This window comes from Blastomonas sp., from assembly GCF_030373265.1.
In the GTDB taxonomy this organism is placed as follows: domain Bacteria; phylum Pseudomonadota; class Alphaproteobacteria; order Sphingomonadales; family Sphingomonadaceae; genus Blastomonas.
On the sequence record NZ_JAUCZC010000001.1, the window covers coordinates 27841 to 50110 of the forward strand.

Below are 22270 nucleotides of genomic sequence, written 5' to 3' on the forward strand. Positions count from 1 at the left end.
GCAAGCCGGCCCACCCCCTGCAATGCTGCAGACCGGTTTGGAAACAGGGGTTTGCGATGCGATCAAAATTGTTTGGACTGCTTTTGGCGTGTTCGGTGCTGGGCGCGCCAGCGTTCGCACAATCCGCTCCTGCTCCTGCGGCGACGCCGGGCTCCACCCCCGGTCCGGCCACCGGCACCGGCGCGGTGGATTACGCCGCCCAGCTCAAGCAGGGCGATGCGATCCTCAAGGATTTCAGCTTCGGCACCGGCGAGACCATGGCCGAACTGCGGATGCATTACGCGACATTGGGCACGCCCCGGCGCGATGCGCAGGGCAGGGTGACCAATGCGGTGATGGTGCTGCACGGCACCGGCGGCAGCGGACTGCAGTTTCTCCAGCCACAGTTCGCGCAGGAGCTGTTCGGCCCCGGCCAGCCGCTCGATATCACCCGGTATTATGTCATCCTCCCAGACAACATCGGGCATGGCAAATCCTCCAAGCCGAGCGATGGGCTGAAGATGCAATTTCCCGCCTATGACTATACCGACATGGTCAAGGCGCAGCGGCGGATGCTGGTCGAGGGGCTGAAGGTCGACCGGCTGCGGCTGGTGATGGGCACATCGATGGGCTGCATGCACGGCTTCGTCTGGGGGCAGGTCGACCCCGGCTTCGTCCAGGCGATGATGCCGATGGCGTGCCTGCCGATGCCGATCGCCGGGCACAACCGCATGTGGCGCAAGGCCGCGGTGGAAGGGATCAAGGCTGACCCGGTCTGGGCGGGCGGTGATTATACCGCGCCGCCGGTGATGGGGCTGCGCGTCGCTGCCAGCCTGTTGCAGGTCGCAGGCTTCGCGCCGCTCTATCTGCAAAAGGCCTTTCCCACGCGCGATGCGGCGGACGCCTATATCACCCAGCGGATCGAGGCTTCGATCAAGGGCATCGATGCCAACGACATCATCTACCAGGTCGAATCCTCGCGCAATTACGACCCGTCCGCGAGCGTCGAGCAGATGACGATGCCGGTGACCTGGATCAATTCCTCGGATGATTTCATCAACCCGTGGGATTATGGCGTTGCCGAAGACTTTGGCGAAAGGCTGCCCGATGGCAAATATCTGCTGATCAAGGCCACCGACGACACCCGCGGCCACAGCACGCACACCTGGGCGAAGTTCTGGACGGACGAGCTGGTGGCGCTGCTGGCGCGGAGCGGGAGGTAACGCTTCTCCTTGCCGTCACCCCCGCGGACGCGGGGGTGACGCTTTTATAAGCCGATCACGGCAAAGAAAGCGGGATTCCCGCGTACGCGGGAATGACGGGGTTAAAACCGATACTCAGGCGAACACGCTCGCGAGCTGGTCGCTGTTGGTGCCTTCTTTCGATCCGCGCAGCTCGATATAGACCGCAGCGATGCCCGCCGCGCCGACGGCGGCGCTCACCGTGCTGAGCAGCGCGCTGCTGACCAGCGAGAGGCTGGTGCTGATCAGCGAGATCACGCCGATCGGAATGGCGATGATCATGCTGAAGATGAAGAAGACCACGATCAGCCCCAGCAATTTCCAGCGCGATCCCTTTGTCAGCGCCGCGCTGCGGCTCAGCGCCTCGAAAACCCCCATATTTTCGACCATCAGCACCGGTACCGCGACCATCCACATCAGGTAGAGGATCACCCCGGGGATGATCAGGAAGACAAAGCCGATCGAGACACCGATGGCCACGACGATGCCCAGGCCGATCAATGGAAGCAGCTTGGCGACGGCGCGGTTGACGCACTCGCCGAAATTGACCGGCCTGCCGGCAAGGTCGTTCGCCGACACCACGATCAGCGAGGCCTGCAGCACGATCGACAGGAACAGGAACACGATATAGCCGATCATGCTGGTGAAGATCGCTCCGGGGCTGGCGAACAGCGCCAGCGGATCCGATGACTGCGGTGTCGTTGCCATCCCGATCAGCAGCTGCGGCAGGCCGACAATGATCAGCGACAGCCCCAGAAACAACGGTGCGTTGCGCGCGATCACGCCAAAGGTGTTTGAAAATACGTTCGAAATGCTGAAATCAGCCGGTCTGCTTGCCATGGAAATCTCCCCGTTATCGTGTCCCGAGCACCCGAATCCTTCTGGTTTTGCAGGGGCAACCTAACACGCAGGTCCAAGGCGTCCAGTGTCCCAGGACACAGGCCGGTTTCGCGGCCGCCCATGATCCTCTGCAAATCGCCTTGCTCCACCGCACGGCTTCTGCGATCAAACCGGCTGTGACTGCCGGCCCAGCCCTTTCCGCACCACGCCGTGACGGCTTTGACGCGGCCTATGATCAGGTGCGTGGGGGCAGTGATATCCAGTTTGCGCCCAGCTTCGCCAAACCCCCCGACCCGCCACCCGCATGGTGGGGCGATGTGATCAAATGGCTCGAACAGGCTTTGGGCCCGGTGGCGCAGGCGCTGGCGAGCGCATGGCCGGTGCTGAGCAAGCTGTTGCTGGTCGCGCTGGCGGTGGGCGTGCTCGCGCTTGTGTGGGTGATCCTGGCCCCATACATCGCCGACTGGCGCGAACGCCGCGCAGGCGCGGCGCCTGACTGGACGCCCGATCAGGCGCTGGCGCGCAGGCTGCTCGAGGAGGCCGACGCGCTGGCCGCCCGGGGCCGCTATGACGAGGCGGCGCACCTGCTGCTTTACCGGTCGATCGAGGATATCGCGGCCAAACGGCCCGAGCTGCTGCGACCCAGCACCACGGCGCGCGAGATCGGTGCGTTCGAGGCGCTGTCGGCGCGGGCGCGGTCTGCCTTTGGCGTGATCGCCGGGCATGTCGAGGCGAGCTTCTTCGCGCGCCGCCCGCTTGATCGCAGCGCATGGGACAGCTCGCGCGAAGCCTATCGCGCGTTTGCGCTGGATGGTGGCTGAGATGAGCAGCGGGGGTGGCACCAATCCTTTCGCGCGCGGCACGGTGCTGCTGATGGTCGCCATCGGTTTCGCCGCATTCCTGGCGCTGCTGTATGCGATCGGCGCTGGCGGGGCGCTCAGATCGGGCAACAATGGCGCGGCGCATGGCGCGTCGGTCAGTTCGATCGGCTATTCGGCTTTGGGGCGGCTGCTCGAGCAGACCGGCACCAAGGTAAGCTATGGCCGCGGCCCCAATGCACTGCAGCAGCAGGACATGCTGATCGTAACCCCCGAGATCAGCGCGGACCCCGAAGAACTCGCGGCCCTGGTCAATCAGCGGGCTTTTACCGGTCCCACCATCATCATCCTGCCCAAATGGCAGGTGACGCCCGAACAAGGCCTGAAAAGTGGTTGGGTGCGGCTGGATTCCCCGATGCTGGCGATGCAGGCGCCGCAACTGCTGAGCCAGCTTGCGCCGGCGCGCACCAAGCTCGAAGGGATGGATGAAGCCCCCATCCCCGTGCCGTTCATTCAGCCGGAAAAGCCCGAGGATCGCGGCGTAATGATCCGCCAGGCGCTGACATCACGCGTCACCATCTCTGGCGATCGATTGAAAACCGTGCTGGCCGACACGGCCACCGGCCGCGCGCGGGTGGTGGTAATCGATGATGGCGGCTGGTACCCCGCACTCGATCGCACCGCGCCCGACAATCCCGCCGCAGCGCCCGGTATCCAGCAGGGCCGCTATCCGGTGGTCATCGTCGCCGATGCCGACCTGATGAACAACATGGGCCTGGCAAACCGCGAGACCGCGCGGCAGGCGCTGCAGATCATCGACAGCGCCTGGTCGGGCGGCGGCGAAGGCGTAGTGTTCGACCTCACCCAGAACGGGCTGGGCGCGTCGGAAAACCTGCTCTCGGTCGCGTTCCGTCCACCCTTTGTCGGTGCGGTCGTGTGCCTCGTGCTCGCCGCCATCGCCTTTGGCTGGATGGCGTTCTGTCGGTTTGGTCCCGCACTCGCCGAGACCCGGCCCTTCGGCTTCGGCAAGACCGCGCTGGTCAAGGGCAGCGCTGGTCTGATCCGGCGGCTGGGGCGCGATCATCTGATCGCAGACGCCTATGCGGATCTGGTGCGCGACCGGGCGGCGCGGTCGCTGGGCCTGCCGCCGGGCCTGCCGCGCGATCAGGTCGATGCGCGGCTGGCGATGGTTGCGCCCGACGTCGAAGGCCACAGCTATGAAACCCTCAGCGACAACATGCGCGCCGCGCGCGACCGCCCCGCTATCCTGGCGGCGGCGCGCGCGCTGAATGCCTGGAAGAAGGAACAATTGGGATGAACATTGCCGATATCAATGCGCTGGGTACGCGCATCCGGGCGGAGATGGCGAAGGCGATCATCGGCCAGGACGACACGATCGACCATATGCTGATTGCATTGTTCTCTTCGGGTCACGTCCTGCTCGAAGGGCCGCCGGGCACCGCCAAGACGTTCATGGCGCAGTGCTTTGCCGCGTGCCTGTCGCTCGATTACGGGCGTATCCAGTTCACGCCCGATCTGATGCCCGGCGATATCGTCGGCTCCAACCTGTTCAACTTCCAGACCAGCCAGTTCACGCTGACCCGCGGGCCGATCTTCACCGACCTGCTGCTCGCCGACGAGATCAACCGCACCCCGCCCAAGACGCAGGCGGCGCTGCTCGAGGCGATGCAGGAGCGCAGCGTCACGCTCGACGGCACCCGCCACGCGCTGTCGCCACACTTCATGGTGGTCGCAACGCAGAACCCGATCGAGCAGCAGGGCGTGTATCCGCTGCCCGAGGCGCAGCTCGACCGCTTCCTGTTCAAGCTGCTGGTCAGCTATCCCAGCGCCGAGGAAGAGACGCGGATCGTTGCCGAATATGGCAGACGCACCGGTGCGCAGCGCCCATCGGCGTTCGACATCCAGCCGCAGGTCAGCGGCGAAGACCTGACAGCAGCCCGCGCGGCGGTGGGTGAGGTGAAACTGGTCGAGGATGTCGTCGCCTATATCGTGCGGCTGGTGCGCGCGACGCGCGAGGCCGCCGATTTCGAAAGCGGCGCCAGCCCCCGCGCTGCGATCATGCTCGCCAATGCGGCGCGGGCGCGCGCGGCGCTGCAGGGCCGCGATTACGTGGTCCCCGATGACGTCAAGCAGCTTGCCGCTTCGGTGCTGCGCCATCGCACCTTGCTGTCGCCCGCCGCCGAGATAGAGGGCCGCAGGGTCGAGACGATCGTCGCCGATCTGGTCGAGCGCACCGAGGCGCCGCGTTGATTGCGGTCTACCCCAGTCTGCGCGCCGGGTTGCTGATCGCCGCCGGTGCGCCGGTGGCCATGCTGCTCGCGGCGGTTTCGCCGGGGTTGTGGGCCTTGGGCCCGGCGTGGTCAGCGGCCATGCTGCTGCTCGCCGCGCTCGATGCCCTGGTCGCGGGGCGCGCGCGCTCGATCCGGCTGGTGGTGCCCGCAAGCAGCGAACTGGGGCAGGCGGTCCACATCAGGGTGGAGGCCGAACTTTCGGGCCGCACGCCGGTGCGCCGCGCGCAGGCCAGCATCGCGGTCGAGACGCGTCTTGTGCCTGACGGTCGCGGCGATGGTGCGCTGGCGGACCCAGATGGGTCGGGCACCTTGTCCGGCACCATCAGCCTGCAACCTGTGCGCCGCGGCGCGCTGGTGATCGAGACGCTCTGGCTGCGCTGGCAGGGGCCGATGGGGCTCGGCTGGCGGCAGGCCAGCCGGGCGAGCGGCGAGAGCGTGGCTATCCTGCCCGACATCGCCGCGGTCCGCGCGCCCGCTTTGCAGGTGTTCCTGAAAGAGGCGATCTTCGGCATCCTTGCCCGGCAGGTGCGCGGCGAGGGCAGCGAGTTCGAAGCGCTGGTGGAATATCAGCCGGGGTTCGACCGGCGCGCGATCGACTGGAAGAGCTCGGCGCGGCACTCGAAGCTGCTGGCGCGCGAGTACGATACCGAGCGCAACAACCAGATCGTGTTCGCGCTCGATTCGGGCTCGGACATGTGCGAGCCGGTCGCGGGCCTTCCGCGGATCGACCGCGCAGTCTCGGCGGCTTTGCTGACCAGCTATGTCGCGCTCAAGGCAGGCGATCAGGTGCGGTTGTTCTCGTTCGCGGCCAGACCCGAACGCACCACCGGGTTCGTCTCGGGAAGCCGCAATTTCTTTCGCCTGCAGTCGGAGGCTGCGCAGATCGACTACCGGCACGAAGAGTCCAACTACACGCTCGCGCTCTCGACGCTGGCGGCGCAACTGCAGCGGCGGTCGCTGATCGTGGTGTTCACCGACTTTACCGACCCCACCAGCGCCGAACTGATGCTCGAATCGGTCGGAAGGCTGATCGACCGGCACCTGCTGCTGTTCGTGGCGATGGAGGACGAGGAGCTCATGGCGCTGGTCGATCAGGCGCCCGAGGCCAGCGAGCAGGTCGCGCAAAGCGTCGCGGCGGCGGGCCTGCTGGCGCAGCGGCGGCTGGTGATCACGCGCCTCAGGCATCTCGGGGTCGAGGTGATCGAGGGGCGTCATGACGAGATCGGCACGCGGCTGATGAACGCCTATCTCAAGATCAAGCGGCGGGGACAGTTGTGAACGGATCGGTGGGCCAGCCCGGCGGTGAGCAGGCAGTCGCCGCAGCGGTGCTGCGCAGCGACCGCTTCCGGCTCGAGCGCGAGGCCGACTGGGTGCGGCTCGATGGCATGATCACCGCGATGGAGAAGGGGCGGCTCAAGCGGCTGGCGGATGACGATGTCATGGCGCTGCCGGTGTTGTACCGCAACCTGCTCTCGAGCCTGTCGATCGCACGCGAAAGCTCGCTCGATTCCGGGCTGATCGCCTATCTCGAATCGCTCACCTTGCGCGCGTATTTCATCGTCTATGGCACGCGAACCACTTTTGGCGGATGGTGCCGCAGCTTCTTCGGCGGTGACCTCAGCCGCGCGGTGCGCGCGATCGGTCTCGATATCGTGATCGCGCTGGCGGCGATGGTGATCGGAGCGATGGTCGGCTTCTGGCTTGTCGAGGCGGACCAGCAATGGTTCTACCGGCTGGTGCCAGCCCAGTTCAGCGATGTCCGCGTCCCCGGCGCCTCGCGCGAGGCGCTGCTCGGGACGCTGTTCGGCGATCCCGATGGCGAGGGTTTGGCGGTATTCGCCGCCTATCTGTTCAGCAACAACGCGCAGGTCGCGATCCTGGCCTTTGCCTTGGGCTTTGCCTTTGGCGTGCCAACGGTGCTGCTGCTGATCTACAACACCGCCTCGCTCGGCGCGATGCTGTGGGTCTTCGCCTCGCGCGGGCTGACGGTCGAGTTTGTCGGCTGGCTATCGATCCATGGCACGACCGAATTGCTGGCAATCCTGCTCGGGGGCGCGGCGGGTCTGCACATCGGCCGCGCGCTCGGCTTCCCGGGACGGCGCAGCCATCTGGCGGCGCTCAGCCATTCCGGGCGGACCGCGGCACAGGTGATGACAGGCGTCATCGTCATGCTGATCTGCGCGGGACTGCTCGAAGGCTTTGCCCGCCAGCTCGTTCAGTCGACCGAGATCCGCTATGCCATCGGCTACGGCATTCTCGCGCTGTGGCTCGCCTATTTCTTTGCGTTCCGTCCGAGGCGCAGCTGATGGCGCGCAAAGCCCAACTCGGTCGCAGCCACGGCACCGACCCCAAGCTGAAGCGCACTCTGGTGACGCCCGAAGGGGTGGCGCTCGATATCGCGGTGGCTCCGGCGAGCGCGCGTATCGGGGCTTTGTTCATCGACCTCACTGCGCTTTTCGGGCTGGTGCTGGCTTTCGTGCTGACGGTGTTTCTGATCGCCTGGGCCTATTCGAGTGCTGGCCTGCCTGCGGTGTCGGATGGCTTCACCGGCTTTCTGTTCGTGCTGTTCATCATTGGCCTGTTTCTGGCGCGCAATGCCTATTTCCTGTTTTTCGAGCTCGGTCAGCGCGCCGCGACGTGGGGCAAGCGCGCGCTTGGCATCCGGGTGGCCTCGCGCGACGGCGGCAGGCTCACGGCAGAGGCGATCATCGCGCGCAACCTGCTGCGCGATATCGAGATGTTCCTGCCGCTCATGTTCATGACCTCGGGCGGCGTACAGGGCACGCTGAGCGAGTTCGCCGCCTGGTCGGGGATCATCTGGGTCGGCGTGTTTCTGGTCTTTCCATTGCTCAACAAGGACCGGCTGCGCTGCGGCGACCTGATCGCGGGCACCTGGGTGGTGGAAGCGCCGCGCTCGGCCCTGGGCGCGGTCGTTGCGAGCGGGGTCACGCCCGCGCCCGCAATGGGTGACGGCCCGGGGCTACCAGCCGACCGCTACCGCTTCGAGGACGCCGAATTGTCGGTGTATGGCGAATATGAGCTTCAGATGCTCGAGACCGTGCTGCGCACCGCCAATCCCGACGCGATGGAAACGGTGGCCGCGACCATCTGCGCCAAGATCGGCTGGACCCCGCCGACCGGCGACGAACGCGCATTCCTGGAGGCTTATTACACCCAGCTGCGCTCTCGTCTCGAACGCGGCCTGCGCTTCGGCAGACGCCGCGCCGACAAGAACAGCTGACATTTCCGCTCGATGCGAGGGGATCTGCACCGTCTTCAGACTCTCATTTGACGCACCGCTGCAACGCTTCGTCGTTTCCCGCGTAAGGGTGATGTTCAATCGAAACGCACCAAAAAATCAGCCTTCTGCATGGTCTGATCAGAAAAAACGGTGTGCTTCGTAATAGAGGGAAACATTACCATGCCGATTCTCAGCTTGATTCTCGTACTTGTCGCCGTCGGCGTCGGCCTTTGGTTGATCAACAACTACATTCCGATGGACGGAAAGATCAAAAGCATTCTCAACGCGGTCGTGGTCATTGGTGTGATCATCTGGCTGCTGCAGGTTTTCGGCATTCTGGGTTCGCTCAGCGGCGTTACCGTCGGCTAAACGCAGTTCGGCCGCTCCGTCATTGTCGACGGAGCGGCCGATTCTTTTTGACGTTCGACGCGGGTTCAGCCGAAGCGGTTGCCCAGCAAGCCGCTGACGGCTTCCGACGTCGGCGCACCCTGGATGCGCATGGTCTGCATCGGATCAGCAAGCATCGCCTGAGCCGTCTGCCAGGCAAATACCTCCATCGAAGCATCCGAGCGATCGCCACCATCGATTGCCATCAACCGTGCAGCCGGAGGGCTTGCAGCGGATGGTCGGCTGATCAGGCTGATCACGCCGTCGTCGGGCGCGAGATTGGCCGGCGGATCGGTCGCAGGTGGCACGATCGCGCTGGTCTGGGTCGACGCGCGTATATAGACCGTCCGCATGGCCGGCGATCCGGCAGGGTCTGAACTGTTGTTGATCATGATGACACATCCCGGCAAAGTTTCAGCCGGAGAATGCCAGACGCGCCCTTAAACGAAACTTTAGAAACGTGGGCGCCGGCGTCTTAACGATGATTTGCCGCGGAGCACCGCCGTGTCGCGCCGAGCTTGGCCCAGGCGAGATCGGCGAACTCGCACAATAACGGCCGTGTGTCACGCGGATCGATGATGTCTTCGATGGCAAAATGCTCGGCGCTGCGAAACGGGCTGCGGACCTTGTTCAGCCGTTCGCGGATTGCCTCCAGATGCGCCGCAGGATCGGCGCTGGCTTCGAGCTCGGACTTGTAGGCCACCTCGACGCCGCCTTCGATCGGCAGCGAGCCCCAGTCGCCGCTCGGCCAGGCGAAGCGATACTGGAAGCGCTCGGCGTTCGACATCGCCGATCCTGCGATGCCATAGGCACGGCGGACGATGACCGAGGCGAACGGCACCTTGGCGCGGTAGATCGCGTTCATCGCGTTGACGCCGTAGCGGATCGTGCCTGCGCGCTCGGCATCGGCGCCAATCATGAAGCCGGGATTGTCGACCAGATGGACGATCGGCAGCCCGAACTGGTCCGCCAGCTTGACGAAACGCTCGGCCTTTTCGCTGGTCCTGGCCTCCCACGAGCCGCCCAGAAAGCTGGGATCGCTGGCGAGCACCGCGACCGGCCAGCCGTCGAGCCGGGCAAAGGCGGTGATCGCCGCGCGGCCCCATCGCTTGCCCATCTCGAACACGCTGCCGGTATCGAACACCTGTTCGAGCACGCGGCGCATCGCATAGACCTGCGCCGGGTTGCGCGGGACGGTGCTGAGCAGGGCCTCTTCTCGGCGGTCCGCCGGATCGTCGCAGGGCGTTCGCGCGGCGAGCGTATCGACCGACGAGGGGAGGTAGGAGAGGAATCGGCGCGCGACGGCAAAGGCTTGCGCCTCGGAGGCGACCTCTTCGTCGACCACGCCGTTGCGGCAATGGATTTCGGTGCCGCCAAGGCCCTCCTTGTCCACCGTCTCGCCGATCGCGGCAGCGACTGCGGGGCCGGCGGCAAACAATTGCGACAGGCCCTTGACCATCACCGAATAATGGCTGGCGACGGTGCGCGCCGCGCCCAGCCCTGCGGTCGGCCCCAAAGCGAGCGCGACGACCGGCACGGTTTCCAGATTGGTGACGATATGGTCCCAGCCGGGGACCATCGGCACATAGGTGTAGCCCATCGTCTCGAGCGTCTTGACCGAGCCGCCGCCGCCGGTGCCATCGATCATCCGGATCAGCGGCAGCCGCATCTCGTGCGCCATCGCCTCGCACTGGACGAACTTGCGGTACACAGCGGCATCGCCTGCGCCGCCGCGCACGGTGAAATCGTCCGCGCTGGCGACGACGGCGCGGCCATTGATATCACCGCGCCCGAAGATGAAGTTGGACGCGGCAAAGTCGGCCAGATCGCCGTTGTCGTCATAGCTGCCGCGCCCGGCGATCTTGCCGATCTCGCGAAAGCTGCCCGGATCGAGCAGGCCGTCGATCCGCGCGCGGGCATCCATCTTGCCGCGGCCATGCTGGCGCGCGACTTTTTCCGTGCCGCCCATGTTTTCGGCCAGCGCACGGCGCTGATTCAATTCGTCGATTTCGGTCTGCCAGGTCATAACAGCGACGCTAGCGCGGGACCCTGGCCGGGTCACGCACCAATAGTGGTCAGCCCTTTTTCGCCTTGGCCATCGACTGGACCGCACCCAGCGTCAGCTTGACGTGATCGCGATAGTCCATGTCGTTGTGGAGGAAGGTGACGCGGCCATTGGGGGCGATGACCATGCTGGTGCGCCCGGTCATGTTGGGGCGTCCCGACAGGCCGACGCCATAGGACTGGATCATCTGCGGGGTGGCCTGCGCGACGGCGAACTTGCTCTGGCACGCTTCGGTCGAGAACTTCTTGAGCTCGTCGATGCCGTCGGCGGACAGGCCGATCACGGTGGCGCCGGCCTTTTTGAAATCGTCCATGCGGGTGGCGAACTCATGCGCTTCTGCGGTGCAGCCGCTGGTGAACGCCTTGGGGAAGAAATACAGCACCACCGGGCCTTTCTTGAGTTCGCTGGCGAGGCTGAGCTTGTAGGCCTTGCCCGCTTTCGCACCGGTGGTGGTGAACAACGGCGCCTTGCTGCCGATCGCAAGCTTGGCGGTGTCTGCCGCGATGGCAGGGGCAGCCGCCAACAGGGTGGCGGTTCCCGCGGTCAGCGACAGGGCGGCGAGGCAACAGGCAATGGAAGCGCGCATGGGTTTGGATCCTTCTGGAAGAAAGCTGTTTCACACTTAGGCACCGGACGCAGCTTTTCCAGTGCGGCATCGGCAATTGCCCCGCGCGTGGCGTGAAAACAACAAACCCTTCCGCCCAGGAGGGAGGAAGGGTTCGTTGTGTTCGGGCTGAAACCCGGGCTTAAGCCTTGCGCGTGCCCGACATCGCCATGGTGCCGAAAGCGCCGGCCTTGACCTGACCGGTGATGGTGTCGCCCTCGACGGTGGCGGTGCCTTCCAGCTTCATCGGCATGGGCACCTTCATGTCCATGGTCCAGGTCAGCGTGTTGCCGTCGACCTTGCCGTCGTTGATGTCGAGCGCGCCCATCTGGCCGGCGTTCGATCCGGTCCAGCTGTCGCCATCGACATTGACGGTGAGCACCGACTTCTGGTCGCCCATCGGCGATTTGGTTACGCAATCATATTGTCCAGCTACTGACATGGTCATTCCTCTCTTGGGTGGTTGAAGTGAAAACGCTTAGTTGTCTCCGGCTGCCGGGGCAGCACGGCGAACTTCGATCGGCATGTTCAATGCCTTGAGCTGATCCTCGATCTTGGCGGCATCGCCGACGATCAGCCAGGTCAGCGTCTTGGGGTCGAGCGCACCGCGCATCGCCCCATTGAGCTTGTCGGCGTCCATGGCGCGATACTGCGCGGCCAGGCTTTCGGCATAGTCCGCCGGGCGGCCATAGAGCACGTCCGACTGCATCTGCGACAGCACCGAGGCCGAGCGCTCATAGGTGCCTGCCAGCTCCAGGCTGTTGCCCTTGACCGTGCGGTCGAGCTCTGCAGGCGTCACGCCCTTGTCGCCGATGAAGCCGTTCATCTGCTCGATGATCGCGGCAACCGAGGGGCCGGTCTGGTTGGTCTGCACCGGCGCGAAGATGAGGAACGGCACGTCGTTCTTGGGCCGCTGGATCAGCGAGCGCGAGCCGTAGGACCAGCCCTTGGTTTCGCGCAGGTCCATGTTGATCCGCGACAGGAAGTCGCCGCCCATGATGTCGTTGGCGGTTTCCAGCGCGAGCAGGTTGTCGGTGCCTTTGGCCTTGAGCACCTGACCCGCCAGGATCAGCGACTGCGGCGAGTTGGGCCGGTCGACCAGGATGATTCTGCCCTGACCTTCGGGGATGGCCGCACTGAAGTCCTTTTCCAGCAGGGCCATGCGGTTCGACGGCCATTTGCCGAAGCGCTGCTCGAGCATCGGCAGCATGTCGGCGAGCGTGGTGTCGCCGACGACGAATATCGACGCGCGCTCGGGGCGCATCCACTGGCTGTGATAGGCGGCAAGCTGGTCGCGGGTCAGCGTCGTCACCGACTCGGGGTTGCCGGTGCCGGTCAGCGGAACGCCATAAGGGTGGTTCGCGCCGTACAGCAGGGGCGGCAGGTTGCGCAAAGCGATGCCCTGCGGCTGGCTGAGCTCGGCCTGGATGCGGGTGAGCTGCTGCACGCGGACGCGCTCGAGTTCCTTGGCATCGAAGGCAGGGTTGCGGATGACATCGGCCAGCAGATCGAGCGAAGCGCCCAGGTTGGGCTTCATCGCGCTCATCGAGACGATGGTGCGATCAAGATCCGACGAGGCGTTGATGTTGGTGCCCAGCCGCTCCTGCGCCTCGGCCAGCTGCACCGAGTTGAGCGTGCGGGTGCCTTCCTGCAGCAGCGCGATCATCAAGCTGTTGGTGCCCAGCGCATCCTTGGGGTCGCTGGCATAGCCGGCATCGAAGCTCACCGCGACGCGCACCACGGGGACGGCGGTCCGCTGGGCGAAGCGCACCTTGATGCCGTTGGACAGCTCGGCTTCCTCGACATCGGGGAAATCAAGATCGGGCACCGCGCCGGCTTCGGGGAAGGTCGAGCGGTCGACCGCGGCCAGCGGCTGCTTGCTCGCCGACCCTGCCGCGATCGCATCGGCGGACAGCGTCGAATAGAACGCCGGGGCGGCCAGCACGCCGGTGCGCATGGCGGGGCCTGAAGCATCTGCGTCACCGGCAGCGCCGCCAGCGTCGTCCTCATAGGCATCGCGCTCACCGGGGAGCACGTGCAGCTTGGCGACCGGCCGCGTGAGCCACTTGTTCATCGCTGCGGTGACCTTGGCCGGGGTCATTGCCGCGAGCATCTCGAGCTGCTTCTGGTAGAACGCCGGATCGTTGGAATAGAGCGCGCCTTCGGCGAGGGTAACCGCCTTGCCGCTGAACCCGCCGACCTGCTCAAGCCCGTTGATCCGCTGCGCTGCCTCGCGGGTGGCAACACGTTGAACCTCATCGGCGGTGGGGCCCTTGGCGATGAAGTCGGCCAGGATCGCGTCGAAGCGCTGCGAGACGGCGTCGATATCCGCGCCAGGTTTCACGTCGACATAAGCCTCGAACACGCTGCCGTGCACGAAGGGCAGGGCCATCGCGGTGACGGCGACCGCAGTCTGTTCCTCGCGCACCAGGATGTTGTCGAGCCGCGAGCTGGCAAGGCCGCCCAGTACGGTGGCAGCGACATCAAGCGCCGCATAATCGGGATCGTTGAGCCCCGGCACCGTCCAGAAGCGATACAGCCGCGCGGTAGGAACCTTGTCCTTCATCTCGGCAACCTTGACGGCATCGAGCGTGGGCAGCGGCGGGTTGAGCTTGGCGACCTGCGGGCCGCGCGCGATATCGCCGAAATATTTTTCGACCAGCGGCCGCGCCTCGGCAACGTTGATGTCGCCGGCCAGCACCAGGATCGCGTTGTTGGGGCCGTAATGGTCAGTGAACCACTTTTTCATGTCGTCGAGCGAAGCGGCCTGCAGGTCGGCCATCGATCCGATCGTCGAGTGGCCATAGGGATGATCGGGCGGGGTCAGCATCTCGATCTGCTTGTATTCGACCAGGCCATAAGGCTGGTTGTCGCCCTGGCGCTTTTCGTTCTGCACCACGCCGATCTGGTTGGTCAGCTTTTCCTGGGTGATGCCGTTGAGCAGATGGCCCATGCGGTCGCTCTCGAGGAACAGCGCGCCTTCAAGCCCGGCCTTGGGCACGGTCTGGAAATAGTTGGTGCGATCGAACCAGGTGGTGCCGTTGAAATCGGTCGCGCCCAGCTTCTTGAGGTACTCGAAATAGTCGCCCTCGGCGTTTTCCGAACCGTTGAACATGATGTGCTCGAACAGATGGGCATAGCCGGTCTTGCCCTTGGGTTCGTGCTTGGAGCCGACATCATACCAGATCGACACCGCGACGATCGGTGCCTTGCGGTCCTCGTGCACGATCACCGTCAGGCCGTTGTCGAGCTTGAACTGCTGATAGGGGATATTGACCGTCTTGACGAGATCGGCGACCGGTGCAGCCTGTTGCGCCGAAGCGGGTGCGATCGCGACGGTCAGCGCCAGCGAGGAGACGGCGATAAGCGAACGGAAAGGTTTGAACATTGAAGTGAGCCTCTCTTGGGAACGTTGCAATGCTTGTGGTTCGATCGCATCGACAGATGCGTCAGGACGGCGGTCTGTCATAGGTTGCTGATGGAAACCATAAGCACTGTGGCCCTCGATTCAAGCGGTGTTTCGCCCGAAATTCAGACATGGATCAGGGTCGGTAGCGGCGTTTGGCATGCGGCATCAACTGTTCGCGGGTAAAATAGACCGGCTTGGTCTTGTGGTCTACGAACAGCTTCGCCTGATCGGTATAATGCGGGCTGTCGGGCCGTGTCGTTGCCGCGCCGAAAGGTTGGATCGAACGCGAGGTGACATTGCCCTCGGCATCCCATTCGACGAACTGGATGAAGCTGTCGCCATGGCGCACCGCGAGCCGGCCGTCCGTCTCGTCGATATCCCACAAGGTCGCCGCGCGCAGCGTGTCCGAGCCACCATCCATCGGCAGATCGACCTCGCCCTGGCGCAGCCGCAATACGGTGCCGAGCTTCGGGTCGAGCGAGGCGAAATGCGTGTCCAAATGGTCGATCGTCTCGGTCAGGACCTCGCGCGCGTCAGGCAGCGGCAGGCGGCGATAGCTCTGCCGCATCGCCGGACGCATCACCATCAGCGCCAGGGCATCGCCTTTGCCCTTGCCGTCGAGCTGCCAGTCCCAGGCGCGCAGCAACGCCTGGGCCAGCGCGATGCGGTTGTCGCCGTCTGGTTTGACCGCAAGCAGGGCCGCCATCCACTGGGTCGCGTAATCCGATTTGTCGTAGCCGACATCGTATTTGATCCGCTCGAGCGTCGCCGCGTCGATCTGGCCCGCCGCCTCGAACAGCTTGATCGCCTGCCGCGCGCGGTTGGTCATGTCGTCTTCGATCCCCATCAGCGGGGAGAAACTGGCAGGGTCGAGCTCGTCACCCGGGCCGGCGGCGACATAGGGCGTGTTGTTGGCGTTCATGATGTAACCCGATGCCGGATTGACCAGCATCGGCACCCGGTCCCACGGCAGATGCGTCTGCCAGATCAGGTCGCTGCGATTGCCCGGCAGCACGCCGCGCCAGTTCGCACCGGGTTTGCGCGCGGGGAACAGCGCATTGTACGCCATCGCGATATTGCCCGCGGCATCGGCATAGATGAAGTTGGTCGCGGGCACGCCCTGGATCGCCATCGCCTGCTGCCATTCGGCGAAGTTACGCGCCTTGTTGATCCGGAAATACTGCTCCAGCATTTTCAGGTCATCTAGTCCGGCATAGCGGATGGCGAACGCCCCCTTGGCGTTGATGATCACCGGTCCGTGCGCGGAGCGGTAGATCGTCTGCGGATAGGGCAGGGTGAACGGCCCCATCTTGACCTTGAGCCACACCCGTTTCGCCTCGAGATCGCGCCACTGGCCGTCGAGCCGGTACTGCGTCTTGTCGTCGTTGAGTTCGAGCTTGTAGACATCGATCAGATCGGGGCGGTTGACGGTGTTGGTCCAGCCCAGGGTCTTGTTGTGCCCCAGGAACGGATAAGGCGATCCGGGGAAGGTCGCGCCGGCGAAGTCCCAGCCTTCTTCCGAATGCACCACGAGCTCGTACCACGCGACGCCGCCGCGCCAGGGCTGGTGCGAGTTGGACACCAGCCGGGTGACGTTGTCGGTCGAGCGGCCAGGGGCGATGGCAAAGGCGTTCGATCCGTTCATGTCGGGCTCGGGGCCGATCGGGGTGATCCGGTTTTCAGGCTCGCCGGTGAGCTTGGGTCCGCCTTCGATGGGCAAGTCCTTGCCCTCGGCCAGTGCGCCCAGCACCGAATCGAGCCCGAAGAAGAACGGCGAACGCAGCGCGAACCCCGCCGCGATGTCCTGGCCGTTGAGCGGGAACAGGCCGCTGAGGCTGACCTCTTCGGGATGCTTGTCGGCATAATGATTAAGGCCGGCGGCATAGGCATCGAGGAGCGCGCGGATGTCGGCGGGCAGCGCGGCGTACTTGCGATCCACCGTTCCGCGGATGTCGAGCAGATGCGCGGCGAAATCGATCTTGGCGCCGTCGGCGCCCGAGAGTGCGCCCATCCGCGCCCGGGTCATCGCGGCGACTTCTTGCAGCGTCGAAAAGTCATCCTCGGCATGGGCATAGGCGATGCCGTACGAGACATCGGGGTCGGTTCGCCCAAAGATGTGCGGAACGCCGAAATCATCGCGGACAATCTCGACGTCATAAGCACGCTGCGCGGGCGCACGAACCTCTTCGGCCACCAGGGGTTCCCAGATGGCAAGCGCGATGGCGGTGACGAGGATCAGGGCGACGAGGCCGAGAGCGATGCGCTTGAAGACACGAAACATGCAGCGCACCATATCAGCCCGGCAGGCCGCGTCTACTGACAAAGCTGTAGGTAGCGCGTGGTTGGCTAACACCCAGCCATTCGGCTAGGGCAGGTGCTCATTCACGGGCGGACAGGGAGAGCAGGCGATGCATCTGCGACAGCGCTATGGAACTTGGGCGGCGGCTGGCGGGGACATTGTCCGTGGTTGATGGCGCCCGTCCGTTTGTTCTGCGCGAGCATTTCGCCGATGGCTCGCCGCCCAGCGCGATCGAGCGCGCGCTGGTCGAGGAGGCGCCGGTGGCGATCGAGATCAACGGGCTCGGCTATGCGGTGATGATGGCAACGCCCGCGGATCTTGAAGATTATGCGCTGGGTTTCTGCCTGTCCGAACAGCTGATCGCGTCGGCCGGCGAGATGGTGTCCGCTTATGCTGCGCCCGTCGACGCAGGCGGCTGGGTGCTGCGTGTGCAGCTGGATGTCGCCAACGCCGCGCCGCTGATCGAACGCGCCCGGTTGCGGCTGGCCGAGGGGAGCTGCGGACTGTGTGGGATCGAGAGCCTCGAGCAGGTGATGCGGCCGCTGGCGCCGGTCGCCGCCTCGCTGGACGTCGAGCCTGCGGCGATGTTCCGCGCGGTCGATGCGCTGCGCGACCGGCAGGTGCTGGGCAAGGTCACCCGCGCTGCGCACGCTGCGGCGTTGTGCACGGCCGATGGCACGATCCGGCTGGTGCGCGAGGATATCGGGCGGCACAATGCGCTCGACAAATTGCTCGGCGCTGCCGGGCGGCAGGGATTGGCGATCGCCGAGCATTTCATCGTGCTCACCGCGCGGTGCAGCTTCGAACTCGTGCAGAAGGCGGTGATCGCCGGAGCGCCGGTGCTGGTCACGATCTCGGCGGCCTCGACGCTCGCGGCTGATCAGGCGGCGGCGCATGGCCTGCGCCTGATCAGCCTGGCGCGGCACGACAGCCTGCTGGAGCACGGCGGACCGGACATTCGCGGATAGCTGTCCGGTTGCTCGGCTGCTCTACCAAACGTTGGCGCGTGCGGGTCAGGCTGTCCGGCGGGCGGCGGCTGCCGTCACCAGTTCCGGCACCGGCTTGGCATAGCGCATATTGGCGATCAGCGAATCGACCAGTTCGATCCCGACGGGTCGGCTGAACAGATAGCCCTGGATGTTCGAACAGCCCTGCGCGCGCAGCGCCTCGAGCTGCGCAGCGTCCTCGACGCCCTCCGCGATCGTTTCCATGCCCAGTGCCGCGGCGAGCGCGGTGATTGCGCCGATGATGGCACGCGCGCTGGCATCGGTGGCGAGATCGTCGACGAAGCTCTTGTCGATCTTGATCTTGTCGAAGGGGAACGAGCGCAGATAGTTGAGCGAGCTGTAGCCGGTGCCGAAGTCGTCCAGCGCGATGCGCACGCCGCATTCGCGCAGCGCGTTGAGCATCGATGTGGTCCGCTCGATATTGTCGATGAACAGCGATTCGGTGACTTCGAGTTCGAGCCGCCCGGGCTTGAGGCCGGCCTTGTCGAGCGCCTGCATGACCAGCAGCGGCAGCCCGGCGTTCTTGAACAGCACCGGTGACAGGTTGACTGCGACTCGCACATCCTCGGGCCAGTGCCGCGCGCGCTGGCACGCTTCGTTGAGCACCCATTCGCTGATCGGCACGATCATGCCGGTATCTTCGGCGAGCGGGATGAAATCTGCCGGGGACACCCGTCCGCGCAGCGGGTGCTGCCAGCGGACCAGTGCCTCGAACCCCATAACCCGGTCCTGCTCGAGACTGAACAGCGGCTGGTAGTTGAGGAAGAACTGGCCCTTGCGGACCGCCTCGCGCATGTCGATCTCCATCTGGTGGCGCTTGCGGGCCTCCATATCCATCGCCTGCTCGAAAAAGCACGAGCAATTGCGGCCCTCGTTCTTGGCGCGATAGAGCGCAAGATCCGCGTTCTTGATGAGATCATCCGGGCAATTGCCATCGCCCGGCGCGACCGCGATCCCGATACTGCAGCTCGTTTCCAGCCGGTGATCGCGCAACTGGAAGGGGGCCTGGAAGACCGCGCTGACCCGGTCGGCGAGCAGAGCCATATTGGCATTGGGATCGAGCTGGTCGATCAGGATGGCAAATTCGTCCCCACCCTGGCGGCTGATCAACGCTCCCGGCATCGTCGTGCGCAGCCGGTCTGCCACCGCGCGCAGCAATTCGTCTCCCACCGGATGGCCCAAGGTGTCGTTGACCGCCTTGAAGTTGTCGAGGTCGAAATACATCACCATGATGCGTTCGGAGTTGATGCGCCGGCCCAGTGCGAACTCGAGCTGCTCGGCGAACAGCTTGCGGTTGGGCAGGTTGGTCAGGTCGTCGTGCAGCGCGATATGCGTGATCCGCTCCTCGCGTTCCTTGATCGAATCGACCATCGAGTTGAAGCTGTCGGCGAGGCGCCCGACTTCATCCTGCGACGCGATCGCGACCTTGTCGCGCGATCCACGGCTGATTTCCTGCGCGGCGTTTTCCAGCGCTGCGATCGGGCGGGTGATGCCGCGCGAGACAATCGCGCCGATCGCGATCGACAGCACCAGACCGATCGCGCTCAGCGCCAGCAGAAGATATTTGATCGGGTTGTATTGAGCGAGCGCGCTGCCCAGCGAATAGCGCAATACCAGGCGCGGTTCGGGCCCCTTGTCGAGTGCACTCAGCGGCTTGGACCAGTAAAGCGTCCGCTCGCCCGCGATCCGGGTTTCGACCGGCTCGGTGGCGCTCGCTTGCTGGAGCGTGATCCCGCCAGGCAGCTCGCCCGATGTCCGGATGCGCGCCGCCATGCCTTTGGGGGCGAGTTTGGCCATGTCGCGCATCGCTGCGGCGTCGAGTGGGCGGGCCAGCACCAGCCAGCCGGCAAGGTCGGGGATCAGGATCGGCGCGGCCACCGCGTTGTAATGATGGTCGCCCACCTGGAGAACGCCGCGATCCAGCCCCGAATCGACGGCGTCCCACAGGGCGTCCTGTTCGGCTGGGCTCAACTGCGCGCCGGTGCTGACGAAATCACCCTGCAGCGGCACCATGATGGCCAGCGGTGCCCCCGCCCGGTCGCGCAGGCTGTCGAGCGCGCTGGCGATGGTCGGCTGGTCGCTGATCGCGAACGCCTCGCGGAAGCCGAAATCCGCCGCGAGCACGTCTGCCGAGGTGCGCATCTGCGCCGCCTGGAGTTCCAGGATCTTGTCGAATGTCGCAGCGCTGGTGGCCATCTCGCTGGTGGCAACGCTTTCGGCGTACCGTTCGACACCGCCGGTGGCGACGATGATGAAGGCGGTGAACGTCAGCGCAATCACTGCAGCGTACCAAACCGTGATACGGGTGGCGAGGGAGCGGAAGCGCCCGGGAACAGGTAGGGTTGCAAAAGCCATGGCGGGTTACTTGAGCGGCCGCAGCTCGACGGATATGGGCCGAGACATGGCCTGACCGGCGGTTAGCGTGACGGCTTCCAGATGCTCGCCGGTACGGCTGCGCAGTCCCGGATGCCAGACCTTGATCGTCGCGGCTCCGCCCGGCAGCTGCGCCAGCCTGACCAGACCGTTGTGATCGGTCTTGGCGGCATAGGGCGTGTCGACCACCTTGATATAGCCGCGCATCTTGTCGTGGATCTTGCAACCCAGCGAAACGCTGCCGGGGACCGCGAACGCGTGGGTCCGGGTTTCGTCGCGCCCATAAAGCTGGATGTCGATCTTGGCAGCCTTGGAAAAGCTGTAGATGCTGTGGCGCACCTTGTCGTGGTTGGGGAAGCGCACCGTGGCGCCTGCGGGCACGATCAGCGTGCCAGGGGTGAACGAGATGTTCGCCTGCGCCATGTCGTATTTCCAGCCGAAACGGATTGGCCCGGATGCACCCGCCGATTTGGGATACACCATCACCACGGCGTCGCGGACGGGCAGGCCATTGGCCTGCTTGACGGTGACGGCCAGGCTGGCCGGTCCGGCCGCCTGTGACGAAGGGATGGCGGCGCAGGCGGCAAGCGCTGCGCACAAGGCCATGGAAGCGGGGAGTTTGGGGAAAGGCATGCCGCTTCGCTAGCCCCGAAAGAGTTAAAATTTGCTGGAGCGCCCTATCGATTCAACGTGTTGCGCGGTAAAAATCGCGTCAAAATGAATATTTTACATGGCGTTACCCTCGCAGCCCGCCATCCTTAACTTTTGATTAGCCAGTTTTCCCTTACCCGCTGTTTATGAACGCTATTTCTTCCCATCGGCTCTTGGCGGGCCTGACCTGCCTGGCTGTTTTCACCTGTGGGCCTGCGCACGCGCAGGATCTGCGCAACGGCGGCAAGCTGCTCCTCACCAACGGCGTCAGCACGATCGAAGGATCGGGTGGCGGCGGGCTGGCCACCTGGAGCACGATCGCGGGCAATGCCACGCAGGAGGGTATCGGTGCCTCGGCGCACGGAACGATCATCGAATTGCCCGACTATAACTGGACCAGCTATGGCGTCTCGCTCGGCTTTTTCGACCGGGTGGAACTGAGCTATGCGCGGCAGAACCTCGACACCATCGACGTCGGCACGGCGCTCGGCCTCGGGCGCGGCTATACGCTTAACCAGGACGTGTTCGGTGCCAAATTGCGGGTGGCTGGTGATGTCGTCTATGGCGATGCGCTGATGCCGCAGATCGCGGTCGGGGTGCAGCACAAACGGTCGAGCGACGATGCCGTCGTTGCCGCGGTCGGCGGAGCCTCGCCGCAGGGCACCGATTTCTATATCAGCGCGACCAAGCTGTTCCTGTCGCACAGCGTGCTGGCCAATGCGACAGTGCGGTTCACCAAGGCGAACCAGGGCGGTCTGCTGGGCTTCGGCAGCGCGACACAGAACAATCACAAGCCACAGTTCGAAGGCTCGCTCGCCTATCAGGTCTCGCGGCGCTTCGTCATCGGCGGCGAGTATCGCACCAAGCCCGACAATCTGGCCATCGCGCGCGAGGATGACTGGCTCGACCTGTTCGCAGCCTATGCGCTGACCCGCAATGTCACCGTCACCGCCGCCTATGTCGATCTGGGCAGCATCGCCACTGCCGACAACCAGCGCGGCGGGTTTCTGTCGCTGCAGGCGGCGTTTTGAGTTTTCGTTTGGG

General features: G+C 64.9%; 19 protein-coding genes. 10 read left to right on the plus strand and 9 right to left on the minus strand.

From position 1 onward, the window contains the following. Nucleotides 1-56 precede the first annotated feature (56 nt). Entirely contained in the window at nucleotides 57-1202 is a 1146-nt protein-coding gene (locus tag QUV11_RS00160) for an alpha/beta fold hydrolase (protein WP_300879887.1), read from the plus strand. Between the two features lie 114 nt (nucleotides 1203-1316). Here QUV11_RS00160 and QUV11_RS00165 read toward each other — a convergent pair whose 3' ends face one another. Then, entirely contained in the window at nucleotides 1317-2060 is a 744-nt protein-coding gene (locus QUV11_RS00165; RefSeq protein WP_300879888.1) for a hypothetical protein, read from the minus strand. Between the two features lie 176 nt (nucleotides 2061-2236). Between QUV11_RS00165 and QUV11_RS00170 the strand changes: the two genes are divergently transcribed. The 7 genes from QUV11_RS00170 (at nucleotide 2237) to QUV11_RS00200 (ending at nucleotide 8800) form a co-directional block, all read left to right on the plus strand. Continuing rightward, nucleotides 2237-2881, plus strand: coding sequence for a hypothetical protein (locus tag QUV11_RS00170; protein ID WP_300879889.1), 645 nt, complete (start codon nucleotides 2237-2239; stop codon nucleotides 2879-2881). A 1-nt stretch (nucleotide 2882) separates the two neighbouring features. Next, a complete protein-coding gene (locus QUV11_RS00175) occupies nucleotides 2883-4196 on the plus strand; it encodes a DUF4350 domain-containing protein (RefSeq protein WP_300879890.1) in 1314 nt (437 codons plus the stop codon). Further along, complete coding sequence (locus tag QUV11_RS00180) at nucleotides 4193-5149, plus strand: MoxR family ATPase (protein ID WP_300879891.1); 957 nt, start codon at nucleotides 4193-4195, stop codon at nucleotides 5147-5149. Before QUV11_RS00175 ends, QUV11_RS00180 begins: the two co-directional genes overlap by 4 nt. Next, the gene (locus QUV11_RS00185; RefSeq protein WP_300879892.1) at nucleotides 5146-6468 is read left to right on the plus strand and encodes a DUF58 domain-containing protein; all 1323 of its coding nucleotides are present in this window, start codon (nucleotides 5146-5148) and stop codon (nucleotides 6466-6468) included. The genes QUV11_RS00180 and QUV11_RS00185 overlap by 4 nt, the downstream gene beginning before the upstream one ends. Then, entirely contained in the window at nucleotides 6465-7496 is a 1032-nt protein-coding gene (locus QUV11_RS00190) for a stage II sporulation protein M (protein WP_300879893.1), read from the plus strand. The genes QUV11_RS00185 and QUV11_RS00190 overlap by 4 nt, the downstream gene beginning before the upstream one ends. Continuing rightward, nucleotides 7496-8431, plus strand: a complete 936-nt coding sequence (locus tag QUV11_RS00195; protein WP_300879894.1) for an RDD family protein — start codon at nucleotides 7496-7498, stop codon at nucleotides 8429-8431. Before QUV11_RS00190 ends, QUV11_RS00195 begins: the two co-directional genes overlap by 1 nt. A 180-nt stretch (nucleotides 8432-8611) precedes the next feature. Next, nucleotides 8612-8800, plus strand: a complete 189-nt coding sequence (locus QUV11_RS00200; protein WP_300879895.1) for a Thivi_2564 family membrane protein — start codon at nucleotides 8612-8614, stop codon at nucleotides 8798-8800. A 65-nt stretch (nucleotides 8801-8865) separates the two neighbouring features. Here QUV11_RS00200 and QUV11_RS00205 read toward each other — a convergent pair whose 3' ends face one another. From QUV11_RS00205 to QUV11_RS00230, 6 genes are all read right to left on the minus strand, one after another. Next, nucleotides 8866-9210, minus strand: a complete 345-nt coding sequence (locus tag QUV11_RS00205; protein WP_300879896.1) for a hypothetical protein — start codon at nucleotides 9208-9210, stop codon at nucleotides 8866-8868. Between the two features lie 83 nt (nucleotides 9211-9293). Continuing rightward, entirely contained in the window at nucleotides 9294-10844 is a 1551-nt protein-coding gene (locus tag QUV11_RS00210) for an acyl-CoA carboxylase subunit beta (RefSeq protein WP_300879897.1), read from the minus strand. A 49-nt stretch (nucleotides 10845-10893) separates the two neighbouring features. Beyond that, nucleotides 10894-11469 (minus strand): peroxiredoxin, encoded by a 576-nt coding sequence (locus QUV11_RS00215; RefSeq protein ID WP_300879898.1) that lies wholly within the window; start codon nucleotides 11467-11469, stop codon nucleotides 10894-10896. 160 nt (nucleotides 11470-11629) lie between these two features. Then, on the minus strand, nucleotides 11630-11929 hold the full coding sequence (locus QUV11_RS00220; protein ID WP_300879899.1) for a hypothetical protein: 300 nt from the start codon (nucleotides 11927-11929) through the stop codon (nucleotides 11630-11632). A 36-nt stretch (nucleotides 11930-11965) separates the two neighbouring features. Next, complete coding sequence (locus tag QUV11_RS00225) at nucleotides 11966-14875, minus strand: pitrilysin family protein (protein WP_300879900.1); 2910 nt, start codon at nucleotides 14873-14875, stop codon at nucleotides 11966-11968. A 154-nt stretch (nucleotides 14876-15029) separates the two neighbouring features. Next, nucleotides 15030-17177, minus strand: a complete 2148-nt coding sequence (locus QUV11_RS00230) for a penicillin acylase family protein (RefSeq protein ID WP_300879901.1) — start codon at nucleotides 17175-17177, stop codon at nucleotides 15030-15032. 146 nt (nucleotides 17178-17323) lie between these two features. On the opposite strand from QUV11_RS00230, the gene fdhD reads away from it, so the two are divergent. After that, on the plus strand, nucleotides 17324-18163 hold the full coding sequence (gene fdhD / locus QUV11_RS00235; protein ID WP_300879902.1) for a formate dehydrogenase accessory sulfurtransferase FdhD: 840 nt from the start codon (nucleotides 17324-17326) through the stop codon (nucleotides 18161-18163). A 45-nt stretch (nucleotides 18164-18208) separates the two neighbouring features. Here fdhD and QUV11_RS00240 read toward each other — a convergent pair whose 3' ends face one another. Then, nucleotides 18209-20557: a bifunctional diguanylate cyclase/phosphodiesterase gene (locus QUV11_RS00240; protein ID WP_300879903.1), complete on the minus strand. Its 2349-nt coding sequence runs from the start codon at nucleotides 20555-20557 to the stop codon at nucleotides 18209-18211. Between the two features lie 6 nt (nucleotides 20558-20563). Beyond that, a complete protein-coding gene (locus tag QUV11_RS00245) occupies nucleotides 20564-21208 on the minus strand; it encodes a carboxypeptidase regulatory-like domain-containing protein (RefSeq protein ID WP_300879904.1) in 645 nt (214 codons plus the stop codon). 191 nt (nucleotides 21209-21399) lie between these two features. Between QUV11_RS00245 and QUV11_RS00250 the strand changes: the two genes are divergently transcribed. Beyond that, nucleotides 21400-22257, plus strand: coding sequence for a DUF3034 family protein (locus QUV11_RS00250; protein WP_300879905.1), 858 nt, complete (start codon nucleotides 21400-21402; stop codon nucleotides 22255-22257). Nucleotides 22258-22270: the final 13 nt, after the last annotated feature.

Excerpts from the sequence above, each read along its gene's own strand:
- QUV11_RS00160 (WP_300879887.1), top strand. The coding sequence starts at position 57 with ATGCGATCAAAATTGTTTGGACTGCTTTTGGCGTGTTCGGTGCTGGGC.
- QUV11_RS00165 (WP_300879888.1), bottom strand. The coding sequence starts at position 2,060 with ATGGCAAGCAGACCGGCTGATTTCAGCATTTCGAACGTATTTTCAAAC.
- QUV11_RS00175 (WP_300879890.1), top strand. The coding sequence starts at position 2,883 with ATGAGCAGCGGGGGTGGCACCAATCCTTTCGCGCGCGGCACGGTGCTG.
- QUV11_RS00180 (WP_300879891.1), top strand. The coding sequence starts at position 4,193 with ATGAACATTGCCGATATCAATGCGCTGGGTACGCGCATCCGGGCGGAG.
- QUV11_RS00195 (WP_300879894.1), top strand. The coding sequence starts at position 7,496 with ATGGCGCGCAAAGCCCAACTCGGTCGCAGCCACGGCACCGACCCCAAG.
- QUV11_RS00200 (WP_300879895.1), top strand. The coding sequence starts at position 8,612 with ATGCCGATTCTCAGCTTGATTCTCGTACTTGTCGCCGTCGGCGTCGGC.
- QUV11_RS00205 (WP_300879896.1), bottom strand. The coding sequence starts at position 9,210 with ATGATCAACAACAGTTCAGACCCTGCCGGATCGCCGGCCATGCGGACG.
- QUV11_RS00210 (WP_300879897.1), bottom strand. The coding sequence starts at position 10,844 with ATGACCTGGCAGACCGAAATCGACGAATTGAATCAGCGCCGTGCGCTG.
- QUV11_RS00215 (WP_300879898.1), bottom strand. The coding sequence starts at position 11,469 with ATGCGCGCTTCCATTGCCTGTTGCCTCGCCGCCCTGTCGCTGACCGCG.
- QUV11_RS00220 (WP_300879899.1), bottom strand. The coding sequence starts at position 11,929 with ATGTCAGTAGCTGGACAATATGATTGCGTAACCAAATCGCCGATGGGC.
- QUV11_RS00225 (WP_300879900.1), bottom strand. The coding sequence starts at position 14,875 with ATGTTCAAACCTTTCCGTTCGCTTATCGCCGTCTCCTCGCTGGCGCTG.
- QUV11_RS00230 (WP_300879901.1), bottom strand. The coding sequence starts at position 17,177 with ATGTTTCGTGTCTTCAAGCGCATCGCTCTCGGCCTCGTCGCCCTGATC.
- fdhD (WP_300879902.1), top strand. The coding sequence starts at position 17,324 with ATGGAACTTGGGCGGCGGCTGGCGGGGACATTGTCCGTGGTTGATGGC.
- QUV11_RS00240 (WP_300879903.1), bottom strand. The coding sequence starts at position 20,557 with ATGGCTTTTGCAACCCTACCTGTTCCCGGGCGCTTCCGCTCCCTCGCC.
- QUV11_RS00245 (WP_300879904.1), bottom strand. The coding sequence starts at position 21,208 with ATGCCTTTCCCCAAACTCCCCGCTTCCATGGCCTTGTGCGCAGCGCTT.